Raw genomic sequence first — 15,142 nt, forward strand, 5'->3', positions numbered from 1 at the left:
AATGACACACTACTATTTAGCGAGGCGGTTCGCCGTCCAAACGTAAAGTAGTTCGAGAGCAATCGTCGCACCAGCCAATGCTGTAATCTCGCTTTGGTCATAGGCTGGAGACACTTCTACCACATCCATACCAACCATGTTGATACCTTGTAAGCCACGGATGATTTTGAGCACTTTATCTGAATTCAAACCACCACACACTGGCGTGCCGGTACCCGGTGCAAAAGCAGGATCCAGACAGTCGATATCAAACGTTAGGTAAACTGGCTTATCACCAACAATGCCTTTCACTTGAGCAATGATCTCGTCCACGCTCATGTCGTTCGCTTGCATCGCGTTAATAACGTTAAAGCCGTGACCTTCCTGCTTATACTCTGTACGAATACCAATTTGAACTGAATGTTCAGGCGAAATTAAACCTTCATTTGGCGCATGGTAGAACATAGTACCATGATCGTAACGACTGCCCTGACTGTAAGTGTCAGTATGCGCGTCGAAGTGAATCAGAGCCATCTCACCGTACTTCTTGCCATATGCTCTAAGCAAAGGCAGTGTAATGAAGTGATCGCCACCTAAACCTAACAGAGTTTTACCACTATTTAGAATCGCATCAGCAGCCGCTTCTAAACGTTGAGTTAGATCTTCTGCGTCACCGCAATCAAACACAAGGTCGCCAGCATCAATCACCGAGGTATGTTCAAATACATTGAAGTCCCACGGAAACTTCTTGCCTTCCCATGCCAAGTTCACCGACGCACGGCGAATCGCATCAGGTCCCATACGTGCACCCGGACGACCAGATGTCGCCATATCTAACGGCGCGCCCAACACCACCACATCAGCATCGTTATCGATTGGGTTCTGCACCAATGGACGGCGCATGAAAGTCATCGCATTGGAGTACAGTGAGTAATCTGGTTTCGTAAATAGATCGTTCATTAAAAATCCTCAAGATAGGTGTAACCCATCAAGCCTTGCTCTAACTCTTCAAGTACGCTTTGCTGCTCTTGAGCTGGTACTTTCGCCGTTACCAATTCTTTGTAGTTCTGGCGAATTAGGTCCATATCGATATGAACATAACGCATCATGTCTTCAACCGTGTCGCCTTCGTTAATGTAATCGATGTTCGCTTCACCGCTTTCGTCAACGTTGACCACTACACTGTGCGTATCACCAAATAGGTTATGCATATCACCCAAGATCTCTTGGTATGCGCCTACTAGGAAGAAGCCCATCAAATATGGTTCATCAGGGTTCCATGCAGGAACTGGCAGCGTTGTTTCAATACCTTGACCATCAACATACTGATCAATCGTACCGTCAGAATCACATGTGATGTCCAACACCACAGCGCGTCGCTCGTCAGCATTATCCAAACCACTAAGAGGCAATACTGGGAACACCTGATCGATACCCCAAGCATCAGGCAATGATTGGAACAGTGAGAAGTTAACGAAGAACTTATCAGCCAAACGCTCGCTCAACTCATCCAAGATTGGACGGTGGTAACGGTTCTTAGTACTCATGCGAGAGCTAAGTTCGTAGTTAATGCGCAAAGACATCTGCTCTGCCCAAGCACGGTGCTGAAGGTTCAGCATGCCTGTCGCAAATTGGTTGTGTGCTTCTGCGATATCACTTTGCGTATCGTTGTAGATCTCAATCAGCGCGCGGTCATCATTGCCTGCATCTAACTCCAAGAAGTTCTTCCACATGTTGTTTAGCAACAGTGGTGCGTCGGCTTCTGGCGCTGCCATGTCTTCCGGCGAGTAGCTTTCAGTACCAATCACGTTGGTGATTAGCACGGCATGGTGCGCAGTCAGTGAGCGACCAGACTCCGAAATGATCACAGGTTGTGGCTGATTGTAGAGCTTACAAATGTCCCCCACTGTCATCACGATGTTACGAGCGTACTCAAGCAAGCCGTAGTTCATTGAGTTTGAAGATTGGCTGCGTGTGCCGTCGTAGTCGACCGCTAAACCACCACCAACATCTAAAAACTTTAGTTGAGCACCGATATCACGCAGTTCACAGTAAAAGCGAGCCGCCTCACTCACACCATTTCGCACATCACGAATATTCGCCATTTGCGAGCCAAGGTGGAAGTGTACTAGCTCTAGAACATCCAATTGGTCTTCGGCTTTCAAGCGTTCAATAACGGTAAGTACTTGTGATGCAGACAATCCGAATTTCGACTTCTCACCACCACTTGCTTGCCATTTTCCTGCACCTTGAGAAGCAAGGCGAATACGCAAACCTAAACGAGGTTTAACGCCAAGCGCTTTCGCTTCAGAAAGAACAAGATCAAGCTCTGACAATTTCTCTAGAACGATAAATACTTTGTGGCCTAGCTTTTCGCCAATAAGCGCAAGACGGATGTATTCTCTGTCTTTGTAACCGTTGCATACGATCACAGAGCTCGCTTTTTGAGCCAGCGCCAATACCGCTAATAGTTCTGGTTTGCTGCCCGCCTCTAGACCTAGTTGCTTCTGCTCTAATTGAGCTTGGCTCGCTAAGATCTCGTCAACCACTTCTTTTTGTTGATTAACTTTAATCGGGTAAACAAGTAGGTAACGGTTATCGTACTGATATTCGTCGATCGCTTGGTTGAATGCGTTACAGATATTGTGCACACGTTGATGCACTATTTGAGGAAAACGCACAAGAGCAGGTAAACCAATATTTCTTTGCTCTAACTGTTTTACGATCTTACTGAGGGGAACTTGATGATCCGTTTCGCTCGGTGAAACATACACTTCACCGTTGTCATCAATTCCATAAAAACCTTGGCTCCAGTGCTTTACATTATACTCAGCACGGATGCGTTCCAAATTAACCGAATTTTCCAATTCTAGAGACCTCACACTATAGGGCCATCGACAGAAGATACCTCTTTGGAATAGCGAGGTATAACCCAACAAAAAACGCTCAAAAACGATTTGTTGGCTGCATTAACCGATATTATGAAGAGCGAGTCCAACCATAGATATTTGTGGTTACGATTACGTTTTTTTATCGACCGATCGACTTAAAATGACAGATAAGGAATTACAAGGTTTTAGGGCAAAAAGCAGGCTGAAGCGCATTAAATATAAAGCACTTTCTCATAAAAAATTAGGTGAATAAAATAGCATTTGCACCTAAAATTCTTGGCTAATTTGGTGATATTAAGTCAGGTTTGTGACAAACATGCGCACTTCCCGATCACAACTCTCGCTATCACCAACACGGCTTGTATCCCTCGATTCGATGCCTACTAATACTTCATTCTTCCTACTAAAAATCGCCCAATTCAATGTTGTAGCCGCTCAATTATTGAACTTTTCTTGCGCGCATCTTGTATTCGGTTGGATATTCTTGTAATTTCAACTGACCGACCAATCGGTCAGCCTTCGAATTTAGGGGATACTATGAGCCATAATCTAGACCTTGAACCAAACACGTCAAGCACCAACGACATGGATCAACTGTTCAACCGACAACAAGATCACTACCGTAACAACGTTAATCCAACACTTGAGCAGAGACGAAATGATCTCTCAGTCTTGAAAAAACTATTAATGCGCTACCAAGAGCAGTTAATTGAAGCGGTATCAGAAGATTATGGCCATCGAGCAAAGCACGACAGTTTAATTGCTGACATCACCCCTTCCCTACACCAGATCAATTACAGTGATAAAAACCTTAAGAAGTGGTTGAAGCCTTCACGTCGAAAAGCCGGCTTGATGCTAACACCAGCCAAGATTACTGTGCATTATCAACCGGTAGGTGTGGTTGGCATCATCGTGCCTTGGAACTTCCCGGTGATGCTCGCTTTAGGGCCTCTCATCACAGCATTGGCCGCAGGTAACACTGCAATGCTTAAGATGTCTGAGTTTACCCCTGCAACCAACCGTGTTTTAAAAGCGATGTTGGCTGAAGGCTTTAGTGAAGATCAAGTGGCGATCATCGAAGGTGAAGCCGATGTTTCCGCGAAATTCAGCCAGCTGCCGTTTGACCATATCCTATTCACAGGCTCAACCGCGGTAGGTAAGCACGTCATGAAAGCCGCTGCCGCGAACTTAACGCCAGTGACACTTGAGCTTGGCGGAAAGTCTCCAACCATCATCGCCCCTGACTTTGATGTGGCTGACGCTGTTGAACGTATCCTGTTTGCAAAAAGCTTAAATGCAGGCCAAATCTGTGTCGCGCCTGACTACATCTTGCTGCCAAGAGAAAAAGTCGATGCATTTATCACGGCTTATAAACGCTACTTCAAGAAGCTGTATAAAGCGGGAATTGAGAGCAAAGACTTAACCTCAGTGGTTAACATGCGTCAGTACAATCGATTAAAAGGTGTGGTTGAAGATGCGCAATCAAAAGGTGCTGTAGTACATACTGTCACCGAACAAGCGCAAGACGACGTGAACCACAGAATGACGCCACACCTTCTCACCGAAGTGAATGACGACATGGTGGCAATGCAAGAAGAGTTGTTTGGTCCTGTGCTTCCTATCGTGCCTTATGATTCTATTGAAGAAGCAATCAGCTACATCACAACAAGAGAACGTCCACTTGCCCTGTACCTAATGAGTCACGACAAACAGACTCAAGACCTATTCCTATCGGACACTCATTCAGGGGGTGTTTGTATTAACGACTCTCTAGTACATGTCGCAGCAGAAGACGCGCCGTTTGGTGGTATTGGTCCGTCAGGCATGGGACACTACCACGGTGTTGAAGGCTTCAGAACCTTCAGCCATGCGAAAACCGTATTGACTCGAGGCAAAATCAATTTCACTAAGTTGATGCACCCTCCATATAACAACCCAATCAAAAAAATGATGTTCAAAGTACTGAATCGATGATTACGAAAAGGCAAAAAATCCTAGATGCTGCGCTCCTACTCTTCTCTCAACAAGGGTTAGAGGGCACATCTACAGGTCAAATAGCGAAAACCGCAGGGGTAGCAAAAGCCACGCTGTTTCATCACTTTGAGAACAAATCTCTACTGATTGATGAACTGTTTCGTGAACTGAAAATAGAGCTATTTTCTACCCTTGTTCAGCACACAGAAATCGCTGAACAAAATCGCTATCAAGCCTTTAAATTCATGTGGATGACAGGGATTGAGTGGGCATTAGAAAACCCAGTCGCCATGAAGTTTTTCACCAATGTGCATTTTGACCCAACGACTCAAACTCGCGAAGTCATTGTCTCGCAGATGTTCGCATCACTCGATGATATCATTTTGAAAGGACAGGAAGCCGGTGAGTTAATGGTGTTAGACATTAATCTCGTTAGGCACTTCATCCACAGCCATTTTTTGATTTGTGCAAACTGGTTGATTGAGCAGAATGAGTTACCACCAGAGCAGTCAGCCAAGTACATCAGCGATAGCTTTGACATGTGTTGGCGAGCTGTCGGCGGACAAAACCTGTAATTTTTACATTATTTGAAGCTCTTGCTTTCAAAGAACACTCTAAAGCACCTCATGGCTATATCTATATAGGCATGAGACGCTTTAATTATTTGGATACATTTTAATCAGGTCATCATATTGACTTTAAGCACTCTCTTTCAGTAACATCCCACCATCATTTCAAAAGAGAATAACGCCATAATGAAGTACTAACATCCTGACATCCGATTTATTTTTATAAAAATCATTTGGACACTCGGGGTTAGTGGGCGTTACTTCGTCATCTATTTTCGCGACAAATCAAGTTCTTAAAGATCCGTCTTTTGACAACATGAATCTTGCAGAACTGCACCTCAAAGACAGAAATCATCTCAGCACAGCTTTTCTATCTTTGATTGGTCATCTACCTAAGTAATGTCTTGGGCGATCTATTCTTAGAGTCCTACGTTGGAGTCTATGTAGAAAAGCGCCTCGCCCCTTTTACTCGTTTATACGTAAAGGGAGGTATTTTTATGCCTACTATTTTAGCCAATAATCTCTCATTTCAGCTCGATACTGGTGAGTGGTTATTTAAAGACATCACCTTTAATCTGAACACGCGATTAACTGGCTTAGTTGGAAGAAATGGAGCCGGAAAGTCGTTGTTACTTACATTACTCACCGGGCAAGCGCAGCCGACATCTTGGAGTGTGTCTAGACAAGGCTCGATTGGTTTCTACTCACAGTTGCCTTCAGAACTTTTAGATAGCACGATCAGCATTGCTGACTTCTTAGGTATCAACGAAAAGCTCAATGCCTTGCGAGCTATCGAACAAGGTAGCTGCGAACTTGAGCACTTCAATATCGTTGGCGACGATTGGGGTTTGCAAGAAAGCACTCAACAGCTTTTAGCTACATTGAAAATAACCAGTGAGTTAACCACACCGTGCAACACATTAAGCGGCGGCCAACTTGCCCTCTTGCAACTTCATCGCTTATTTACATCAAATAACGACATACTGATTCTCGATGAGCCGTCGAATCATTTAGACAATGACGGGCGTAGCTGGTTAATAGAACAGTGCCAACAATATGAAGGCAAAATACTGATGGTTAGCCATGACCGAAGCCTGTTGAGACACATGGAAGGTATCTACCATCTCAACAGTTTGGGGTTACGTTTCTATAAAGGAAACTACGATGACTACTTCAAACAAATGTCGAGCCAAAATGAAGCATTGGACAAGCAGATTACGCATCACCAATCCGAAAAGAGACGACTTGAACGCCAAGCTCAAGCCAACAAAGAAAAAGCACAACAGCGAGAGGCGCAAGGAAACCGACTGCGAAAGTCAGGCAGCCAACCCAAGATATTATTGGATGCGATGAAAGATAAAGCCGGACGAACGCAAGGAGCATCAGCCATTAGTCAAAATAACTTAAAGGAGCAAAATCAAGATAAGCTTCAGTTTCTTAAAGAACAGCAAGAGCAACTGAAACCTCAGGCCTTGTATCTACAGCAGAGTAATAGCAAGAAAAAGAACGCGCTATTAACAGTTGAAGATTGCCGACTTGAGTATGGGGCTGGTACTACTATCCACTTTTCTCTGTCACAAGGTGAACGCTGTTATCTAACCGGTGCAAACGGTTGTGGTAAGTCGACACTGTTGAAAGCGATTCACAACGAGCACTCGAACTACACTGGCACCATCAAACGCTTAGGATCTACGGTGTACCTTGATCAACACTTTGGTTTGTTGGACACCAATGACACCATGTTCGATAGCCTGATGGCACATAGCTGTAGCATGACGGAAAGTAACGCACGCACCTTGTTAGCTGGCATTGGATTTAGGCGTGACTCCGTGTACCGCAAAGTAGCTCACCTAAGTGGTGGAGAGAAAATGAAACTGGCGATGTTGATCGTCAGCCATAAACAGGATTCGCCATTACTGCTGCTCGATGAACCAGACAATCACCTAGACATCGACTCAAAGCAAATATTGGCGTCGGCTTTACGTGACTATCAAGGTGCGTTCATCCTAGTCAGTCATGATACCGATTTTGTTGAGGAGGTTGGCGTAAGCCAAAATCACATACAACTTTAAGCTTCGTAAATTCATTCGCTAAGCTTAGTTAAACGAGCATCGTTCCGGTGCTCGCCTTTCTCACTTGAGACAAGTACACTACGCGCCTCGAACATCTATTCATAAGGCTAAGGTTTGCATACTCTAGAACAATTAAAATCAGGGCAACTAAAAGGTATTAAGCGCTTAAAACTGTCAGAAGGTCTCACCGAGTTTCCATTAGAGATCTTAGAGCTCTCCGATTCGCTAGAGATTCTGGATCTTTCAGGGAATCAGTTATCGGAGCTTCCACAAGAGTTAACACAGCTAACTAATCTACGTATTATCTTTGCGTCGAATAACCTATTTACGCACCTTCCTGATGTTCTTGGGTCACTTCCTAAGCTTGAAATGATCGGTTTCAAGACCAACCAAATCAAAACAGTGAGTGAAGAGTCCCTACCCGCTCAATTGCGCTGGTTAATTCTGACAGATAATGCCATCGAAGTTCTGCCTAACTCACTGGGTGAAAGACCAAGACTGCAAAAGCTAGCACTCGCAGGCAACCAGCTTCGCGCTTTACCTGAGAGTATGGAAGACCTATCCAACCTCGAACTGGTCCGCTTGTCTGCAAACCAACTGACTGAATTCCCTGAGTTCCTTATTAAGCTACCAAAACTTGCTTGGTTAGCCTTTGCGGGCAATCCATTTTGCAAACACCCGAGCAGCTTAGATAGCGTGCCTGCAGTAAGCTCGCAATGCTACTCATTGAATCAAGTGCTTGGTCAAGGTGCATCAGGCGTGATATCTCATGCTAATTGGTTAAACAGTGATTTTGATTTCCCTCAGGAAGTGGCGGTTAAAGTATTCAAAGGCGAAGTGACAAGCGACGGTTACCCACATGATGAACTCGAAGCGTGTCTTCAAGCTGGTCACCATAGCAACTTAGTGAAGTCTATCGCGCAAGTGGACGAACAAGATTACCTTGCGTTGGTGATGGAGCTTATCCCAAGCTGCCATTACAACCTAGGCTTGCCACCGACACTCGATACTTGCACGCGTGATACTTTCCCAGAAGGTTTCGAACTTCCAATCGCGCAAATCGACAACATCGTTACTCAAATGATTGATGTATTTAATCACCTGCATGACAACAAGGTTTGCCACGGTGACTTGTATGCGCACAACACCTTGGTTAATGAACAAGGTCAAATGATCTTTGGTGATTTTGGCGCGGCGACTATCTACGGTTACCTGACTGAAGAGCAGCAACAGGGTATTCGACGCATCGAAGCTCGCGCTCTCAAGTGTTTTATTGAAGACCTGTTGACAGTTTGCTCTACTGACGACGTAGATTCAGAACTGTACAAGGAACTTGAAAACTATCACGCATAAGGGCTGCCAAGCCTAAGTAGCCAATCAAGGTTCGATCGAAATGAAAAAAGCTAACGTTTGACGTTAGCTTTTTTGCTTTTGGAGCTTGATGAGTCAAATCCGAGTTAACTAGCTTCCACCTGAACAAGCTTAAGGTAGGAGTGAAGCTCTTGGTTTTTATATTCCACCGCCGAGTGGATATTCAAGTCTTTACACGCAACCGCATCAAACTGGTAACGATTGTCACCTTTACTGATTTCAACTTGCAGCAACCCGCTTTTCAACAGCCAATGACCTTGAGTTTCAAACCGATCAAACAAGCGGTATTCCGTTAGACTGCCATCCGAATGAAAGTGAACCTCAGTAATATACCCTGCTGGGCAACTTTTTACCCAAGTACGCCCTAAGACATCTTCTTCAACAAAGTTTCTTTTGCTCTCGCACCACTTTAAATAATCGGCACTCTCGCTCAGTTCACTATCAAGGTCATTCTTAGACAGTAACGTTTGGTCTTGCTGTTCACGACAGTAAAGCTGAAGTAGTGTCTGCTGGTTATTACTCATAAATCGCCATCCCTAGCTAGTCAATCTAATCCAATCTGGCTTAAGCTACCAACTCATAAGAGACAACATACAGCTGAGAAATACCTGGGTAGATGTCTTGAATCACATCTTTCAGAACTTGCAGCGACATGTTCTCTTGCTGAGCATGGAACTCACCTAAGTCATCAAACAGGATTGGTTCAACGCTAATGATCTTAAGATTACAGAATACACGTCCCTGCTCTAGCGTGGATACTTCTACAACACTGCCCGGCTGGTAATCGCGCTCAGATTCATCGCGAATAGTAATGGTCTTTTTGCCTGAAAGGATATCGGTTTCAAAACGTTCGAAGAACGTCATAGTAGTAGGTGCGGTCATTTATCTCGGTCGCTTAACATTTAAAGGTTAGGTAAATGTTTATATACCAGAATGCTTGTTCAAGCGAATAAAAAATTAGATGCGAGATGCGAGATGCGAGATGCGAGATGCGAGATGCGAGAGAATGCGGCAAAGCCAAATAGCAGGCAATAAAAAAGGAGAACCGAAGTTCTCCTTTTCTTAAACCTTTAAGCTAACTCTAAATTATAGAGATGCTTTCGCTTTTTCAACTAGAACAGCAAATGCTGCTTTGTCGAATACTGCGATGTCAGCAAGAATCTTACGGTCGATCTCGATAGATGCTTTCTTAAGGCCATTGATGAAACGGCTGTAAGATAGACCATTTTGACGAGATGCCGCGTTGATACGTGCAATCCAAAGTTGACGGAATTGACGTTTCTTGTTGCGACGGTCACGGTAAGCGTATTGACCAGCTTTGGTAACTGCTTGGAAAGCTACGCGGTAAACACGTGAACGTGCTCCGTAGTAACCTTTAGCTTGTTTTAGAACTTTCTTATGACGTGCACGAGCTTGTACACCACGTTTTACGCGAGGCATTATGCTTCTCCTAAACTAAACGAATTTATAAACTAAAAAGAATTAAGCGTATGGCATCATACGTAGAACTTGAGCAACTTCACATTTAGGAAGGATCGAGTTCGGACGTAGCTGACGCTTGTTCTTAGTAGTACGCTTAGTCAGGATGTGACGTTTACCAGCGTGCTTAAACTTAATACCACCAGCAGTTTTCTGGAAACGCTTAGCAGCACCTTTGTTGGTTTTCATCTTAGGCATGATGAATAACTCCGCATTGTTGAGTTGTTAATAACATAGTAATTAGGGCGAATAAAACCCCGCAACCTGAGGCTGCAGGGTTCAATTACTTGCAAAGCCGTTAATTACTTCTTTTTAGGGGCCAACACCATGATCATCTGGCGACCTTCAATTCTCGTTGGGAAAGATTCGACTACTGCAAATTCTTCAGTATCCGCTTTCAAACGATTAAGAACGTCAACACCGATTTCTTGGTGAGCCATTTCGCGGCCACGGAAGCGAATTGTTACCTTCACTTTGTTGCCGTCTTCTAGGAAACCAGTCAGGTTGCGTAGTTTTACCTGATAGTCTCCAATATCAGTTCCAGGTCGGAATTTAATTTCCTTGATCTGAACCTGCTTTTGCTTCTTCTTCTGCTCTTTCGCAGCTTTGCTCTTCTCGAAGAGGAACTTACCGTAGTCCATCACACGACAAACTGGCGGCTCGGCGTTAGGGCTGATCTCTACAAGATCCATACCAGCTTCATTTGCAGCTTCCATCGCTTCAGCGATTGATACTACACCAACAGCTTCGCCGTCTGCGCCAGTTAGACGCACTTCACGAACGCCACGAATGTCACCGTTTAAACGGTGCTGGTTTTGTTTGGCCGGTTGTTGGCCACGTCTTCCGCCTTTAATAGCTATTCCTCCAGATTGAGCTTACGGCTTGAAACCTCGGCTTGGATGTATGAAATAAAGTCATCCACTTTAAATTTGCCAAGGTCCTTACCTTTACGTGTACGTACTGCAATTTCGCCGGCTTCCATTTCTTGGTCACCACACACAAGCATGAACGGTACACGTTTCAAAGTATGTTCGCGGATTTTAAAGCCAATCTTCTCATTTCTCAAGTCTGCTTTGACTCTAAATCCACTTTTTTGCAGTTTTTTCGTAATTTCTTGTACATATTCAGACTGTTTGTCTGTAATGCCCATGACAACTGCTTGTTCTGGCGCCAACCACGTTGGGAAGAAGCCAGCGTATTCTTCAATAAGAATACCGATGAAGCGTTCTAGTGAACCTAAAATCGCGCGGTGGATCATAACTGGCGTGTGACGCTCGTTATCTTCACCTACGTAAGTAGCACCTAAACGTTCTGGTAATGCAAAATCGAGCTGCACTGTACCACATTGCCAAGCGCGGTCCAAACAATCATGCAAAGTAAATTCAATCTTAGGTCCGTAGAACGCACCCTCGCCTTCTTGAATCTCGTATGCAATCTCTAATGCTTCTAGCGCTTGCTTAAGGTCAGCCTCTGCACGGTCCCACATTTCGTCTGAACCTACACGCTGTTCTGGACGAGTCGATAGCTTAACAACAATGTTTTCGAAACCGAAAGTTGTATAAGTATCGTAAACCATATCAATACAAGCTTTAACTTCTTGTTGAACTTGGTCTTCAGTACAGAATACGTGAGCATCATCTTGAGTGAAGCCACGAACACGCATAATGCCGTGAAGTGCGCCAGACGGCTCGTTACGGTGACATGAGCCAAACTCAGCCATACGTAGCGGTAGATCACGGTAAGATTTCAAACCTTGGTTGAAGATTTGAACGTGGCCAGGACAGTTCATTGGCTTGATAGCGTATTCACGGTTCTCAGAAGAAGTTGTGAACATTGCTTCAGCGTACTTATCCCAGTGACCAGAGCGTTCCCAAAGAACACGGTCCATCATTAATGGGCCTTTAACTTCTTGGTAATCGTACTCAGTCAGTTTTTGACGAATAAATACTTCTAGCTCACGGAAGATAGTCCAACCGTTATGGTGCCAGAACACCATGCCTGGTGCTTCTTGCTGCATGTGGAATAGGTCAAGCGCTTTACCGATTTTACGGTGGTCACGTTTAGCCGCTTCTTCTAGGCGCACAAGGTGAGCTTTAAGCGCCTTCTTGTCGTGGAATGCAGTGCCGTAGATACGTTGAAGCATCTTGTTGTCACTGTTACCACGCCAGTAAGCACCCGCTACGTTAAGTAGAGTAAAGTGCTGACAGAAGCTCATGTTAGGCACGTGTGGACCACGACACATATCGATGTATTCTTCGTGATGGTACAGGCCTGGACGATCGTCTTTAGAAACGTTCTCGTCCAAGATTTCAATCTTGTAAGTCTCGCCGCGAGCTTCGAATGCGTCGCGCGCTTCCTGCCAGCTAACTTTCTTCTTAACAACCTGGTACTTGGTCTTCGCTAACTCTTTCATGCGCTTTTCAATCTTTTCTAGATCTTCTTGCGTTAGAGAGTGCTCAAGGTCGATATCGTAGTAGAAACCGTTATCGATAGTAGGACCGATCGCCATTTTCGCTTCTGGAAAAAGCTGCTTAACCGCGTGGCCTAAAAGGTGAGCACAAGAGTGACGAACGATCTCAAGGCCATCAACTTCATCTTTAGCTGTGATGATTTCTAGGCTTGCATCGTTTTCGATAAGATCACAAGCATCAACACGCTCGCCGTCTACACGACCAGCAATGGTTGCTTTCGCAAGACCAGGACCGATTGATAGGGCAACATCTAGAGTTGATACAGGGTTGTCAAATTGACGCTGACTACCGTCAGGAAGAGTAATAATTGGCATTATTTGTCCTTTACAGTGGTGTTGCACACCAAGCAACACATGAAAATGTTTAATATATGTCTTTCAATCAACTAGTACGCTGATTGGGGATATATGCATAATAAATATACCCACATAGAAGCAAATACAGATGCCCCATTTGTGAGTAGCCAAACATTGTAACGAAATAATATGAAATGACAATGTTAGTCCCGCAGCACCACAAAACTATATGACTGAAATGTCTCTTCTATATAGATCCTTCTAACGCCTAACCCATAGCTCAATCAGTAATTCGTTGGCTTTATCTACAATACAAAAAAACCGAACGGTTAAGTTCGGCTTTAGAAGTTGTATTGTCTTGTCTCTGTTAATAGACAGAGCAACTACTAACAGAGAGGGAACTACGCACTCATGATTCTTGATACAGCGTTGCGGATGTCTGAGTCGGCCGCGTTAGCTGGCAAACTGAATGAGATGTATTGGTCGCCACGGAAGCTCATTGAGCGGTCGATTTCTGCTAAGCAGTGAACCATAGAACCATCTACGATGAATGACAGCTCGATCTCTTTGTTATTCATAAAGCCGCCGCTGCGAAATTCAATCTCTTGGTAACAGCCAGAGCGAGAAGCAAAGCTGTTGCCTTTTAAGAAGCCCTTCTCTACGTCTGCTTTCACCATTGCCATGCCCGATGCTTCTACACTTTGGATGATTTTAGCGACCGTTGGCAGTGGGTGTACGGAGATAAAGTCACGGTCTTTAGGATCAATCGCGAAGCCGATATCTAGATTGGTTTCGACCCACACATGGCATTGGTTCATTTGTGCGTTCAACGCGGTGACTGGCGTTTCATCATTCAGTTTAAGACGGAATGGAACCAGTTTGGCTTCGCCCGGTTGGATAACGAAAGGCTCTACGGCTTGAATACGACCGAGTGAAAAAGTTTCATAGCTAGTGCTGTCTTCTGTTTCTACTTTTACTTCTGTGTTGAGAACCAAGTTAATCAGGTCGATTTGTTGCTCAACGTCGCCACCAACAATGTGAACATTGCCTGACAACTCGCCACCTTGGAAAACTTCAATATTATCTAAGACGGTATCAACCTTTGCTGCACCAATGCCCAACGAGGCCTTTAATTTCTTAAACATATTATTTCTCTTTCTAATTATCTGATTTACGAATAGTTATTGCGTGACAATTTGCGACACTTGCCTCACAGAATCAAGCAATTTGCCCCATCTATGTTGAATAAGGTCACATTGCCCGAGGAAATGTTGAAATCGTGAAAAATTCCGTTACTCTATTTGTATAGTCAAATAAGGTTTCATTATGTCGAAAGCGCCGCTCTACCTTCAGATAAAACAGTTCATAGATGACAAAATTACCAATGGTCACTGGCCGGTGGGTTATCAAATTACCACCGAACTCGAACTCACAGAACAGTTCAACGTGAGTAGAATGACGGTGAATAAAGCCATTCGAGATCTTGTGTCTGAAGGCAAGCTCATCAGGAAGCCAAGGCTCGGTACTTTTGTTTGTGAGCCCGACGAAAAAGCACAATCTCCGCTACTTGATATCAACAATATCGCGCAAGAGATCAAAGACCGTGGCCAAACGTATACTAGCCAAGTGATCAAACACGATAGCATCAAGGCTGATGAAAGCACCGCCACACGGTTAGGCGTGATGAACAATGCAGAAGTATTCTATAGTGAAATCATCCACTTTGCCGACAATACGCCGATACAACTGGAAGCTCGTTGGGTGAATTCTCAAGCCGCTCCAAAATATCTAGAGCAAGACTTTTCAATCTCTACCCCCAATGAATATCTTTCAAAAAGCTGCCCGCTAAGTGCTATCGAGCACACGGTTGAAGCCATTATTCCAGACTCTCAAATCAGAACATCACTAAAGCTTTCTGAATCAGAGCCTTGCCTTCTTTTGAATAGAAGAACATGGAGCAAAGAACGCCTCATCAGCTTTGCATTGCTCTATCATCCTGGCTCTAAATACAAATTAAGCTCCAAGATACTCCTAGATTAA

At 44.4% G+C, this 15,142-nt stretch carries 14 protein-coding genes; 5 read left to right on the plus strand and 9 right to left on the minus strand.

Features of this window, described 5'->3' with window-relative positions:
- Positions 1–12: 12 nt before the first annotated feature.
- Together speB and speA are read right to left on the minus strand one after the other, a co-directional pair.
- Complete coding sequence (gene speB / locus BCU34_RS07390) at positions 13–939, minus strand: agmatinase (protein ID WP_017105806.1); 927 nt, start codon at positions 937–939, stop codon at positions 13–15.
- Complete coding sequence (speA, locus tag BCU34_RS07395; RefSeq protein WP_032500248.1) at positions 939–2,846, minus strand: arginine decarboxylase; 1,908 nt, start codon at positions 2,844–2,846, stop codon at positions 939–941. The genes speB and speA overlap by 1 nt, the downstream gene beginning before the upstream one ends.
- 561 nt (positions 2,847–3,407) lie before the next feature.
- Here speA and BCU34_RS07400 point away from each other — a divergent pair.
- The 4 genes from BCU34_RS07400 to BCU34_RS07415 all read left to right on the plus strand — a co-directional run bounded on the left by BCU34_RS07400 (position 3,408) and on the right by BCU34_RS07415 (position 8,838).
- Complete coding sequence (locus tag BCU34_RS07400) at positions 3,408–4,844, plus strand: coniferyl aldehyde dehydrogenase (protein WP_102431645.1); 1,437 nt, start codon at positions 3,408–3,410, stop codon at positions 4,842–4,844.
- A complete protein-coding gene (locus BCU34_RS07405; protein ID WP_048663537.1) occupies positions 4,841–5,419 on the plus strand; it encodes a TetR/AcrR family transcriptional regulator in 579 nt (192 codons plus the stop codon). Before BCU34_RS07400 ends, BCU34_RS07405 begins: the two co-directional genes overlap by 4 nt.
- Before the next feature lie 491 nt (positions 5,420–5,910).
- Positions 5,911–7,485 (plus strand): ABC-F family ATP-binding cassette domain-containing protein, encoded by a 1,575-nt coding sequence (locus BCU34_RS07410; protein ID WP_102480632.1) that lies wholly within the window; start codon positions 5,911–5,913, stop codon positions 7,483–7,485.
- Between the two features lie 114 nt (positions 7,486–7,599).
- Positions 7,600–8,838, plus strand: coding sequence for a leucine-rich repeat-containing protein kinase family protein (locus BCU34_RS07415; RefSeq protein ID WP_048669356.1), 1,239 nt, complete (start codon positions 7,600–7,602; stop codon positions 8,836–8,838).
- Between the two features lie 104 nt (positions 8,839–8,942).
- Here BCU34_RS07415 and BCU34_RS07420 read toward each other — a convergent pair whose 3' ends face one another.
- From BCU34_RS07420 to BCU34_RS07450, 7 genes are all read right to left on the minus strand, one after another.
- Positions 8,943–9,380, minus strand: a complete 438-nt coding sequence (locus BCU34_RS07420; protein ID WP_048663542.1) for a hypothetical protein — start codon at positions 9,378–9,380, stop codon at positions 8,943–8,945.
- Between the two features lie 40 nt (positions 9,381–9,420).
- A complete protein-coding gene (yqfB, locus tag BCU34_RS07425) occupies positions 9,421–9,738 on the minus strand; it encodes a N(4)-acetylcytidine aminohydrolase (RefSeq protein ID WP_102480633.1) in 318 nt (105 codons plus the stop codon).
- 204 nt (positions 9,739–9,942) lie between these two features.
- The gene (gene rplT / locus BCU34_RS07430; RefSeq protein WP_004733517.1) at positions 9,943–10,296 is read right to left on the minus strand and encodes a 50S ribosomal protein L20; all 354 of its coding nucleotides are present in this window, start codon (positions 10,294–10,296) and stop codon (positions 9,943–9,945) included.
- Between the two features lie 42 nt (positions 10,297–10,338).
- Positions 10,339–10,533 (minus strand): 50S ribosomal protein L35, encoded by a 195-nt coding sequence (gene rpmI / locus BCU34_RS07435; protein ID WP_004738430.1) that lies wholly within the window; start codon positions 10,531–10,533, stop codon positions 10,339–10,341.
- Positions 10,534–10,637: 104 nt separating this feature from the next.
- The gene (gene infC, locus BCU34_RS07440; protein ID WP_076654893.1) at positions 10,638–11,189 is read right to left on the minus strand and encodes a translation initiation factor IF-3; all 552 of its coding nucleotides are present in this window, start codon (positions 11,187–11,189) and stop codon (positions 10,638–10,640) included.
- 2 nt (positions 11,190–11,191) lie between these two features.
- On the minus strand, positions 11,192–13,120 hold the full coding sequence (gene thrS / locus BCU34_RS07445) for a threonine--tRNA ligase (protein WP_048659527.1): 1,929 nt from the start codon (positions 13,118–13,120) through the stop codon (positions 11,192–11,194).
- A 383-nt stretch (positions 13,121–13,503) separates the two neighbouring features.
- Positions 13,504–14,247: a sporulation protein gene (locus tag BCU34_RS07450; protein WP_102433123.1), complete on the minus strand. Its 744-nt coding sequence runs from the start codon at positions 14,245–14,247 to the stop codon at positions 13,504–13,506.
- 181 nt (positions 14,248–14,428) lie between these two features.
- On the opposite strand from BCU34_RS07450, the gene hutC reads away from it, so the two are divergent.
- Positions 14,429–15,142, plus strand: coding sequence for a histidine utilization repressor (gene hutC / locus BCU34_RS07455; RefSeq protein ID WP_102480634.1), 714 nt, complete (start codon positions 14,429–14,431; stop codon positions 15,140–15,142).

The sequence above is a fragment of the Vibrio sp. 10N.286.45.E10 genome (assembly GCF_002874195.2).
GTDB classification, from domain to species: Bacteria; Pseudomonadota; Gammaproteobacteria; order Enterobacterales; family Vibrionaceae; genus Vibrio; species Vibrio crassostreae.

Coding starts and splice junctions, on each gene's coding strand:
- BCU34_RS07420 (WP_048663542.1), bottom strand. CDS start 9,380: ATGAGTAATAACCAGCAGACACTACTTCAGCTTTACTGTCGTGAACAG.
- hutC (WP_102480634.1), top strand. CDS start 14,429: ATGTCGAAAGCGCCGCTCTACCTTCAGATAAAACAGTTCATAGATGAC.
- speB (WP_017105806.1), bottom strand. CDS start 939: ATGAACGATCTATTTACGAAACCAGATTACTCACTGTACTCCAATGCG.
- BCU34_RS07405 (WP_048663537.1), top strand. CDS start 4,841: ATGATTACGAAAAGGCAAAAAATCCTAGATGCTGCGCTCCTACTCTTC.
- BCU34_RS07400 (WP_102431645.1), top strand. CDS start 3,408: ATGAGCCATAATCTAGACCTTGAACCAAACACGTCAAGCACCAACGAC.
- thrS (WP_048659527.1), bottom strand. CDS start 13,120: ATGCCAATTATTACTCTTCCTGACGGTAGTCAGCGTCAATTTGACAAC.
- rplT (WP_004733517.1), bottom strand. CDS start 10,296: ATGCCTCGCGTAAAACGTGGTGTACAAGCTCGTGCACGTCATAAGAAA.
- rpmI (WP_004738430.1), bottom strand. CDS start 10,533: ATGCCTAAGATGAAAACCAACAAAGGTGCTGCTAAGCGTTTCCAGAAA.
- yqfB (WP_102480633.1), bottom strand. CDS start 9,738: ATGACCGCACCTACTACTATGACGTTCTTCGAACGTTTTGAAACCGAT.
- BCU34_RS07450 (WP_102433123.1), bottom strand. CDS start 14,247: ATGTTTAAGAAATTAAAGGCCTCGTTGGGCATTGGTGCAGCAAAGGTT.
- BCU34_RS07410 (WP_102480632.1), top strand. CDS start 5,911: ATGCCTACTATTTTAGCCAATAATCTCTCATTTCAGCTCGATACTGGT.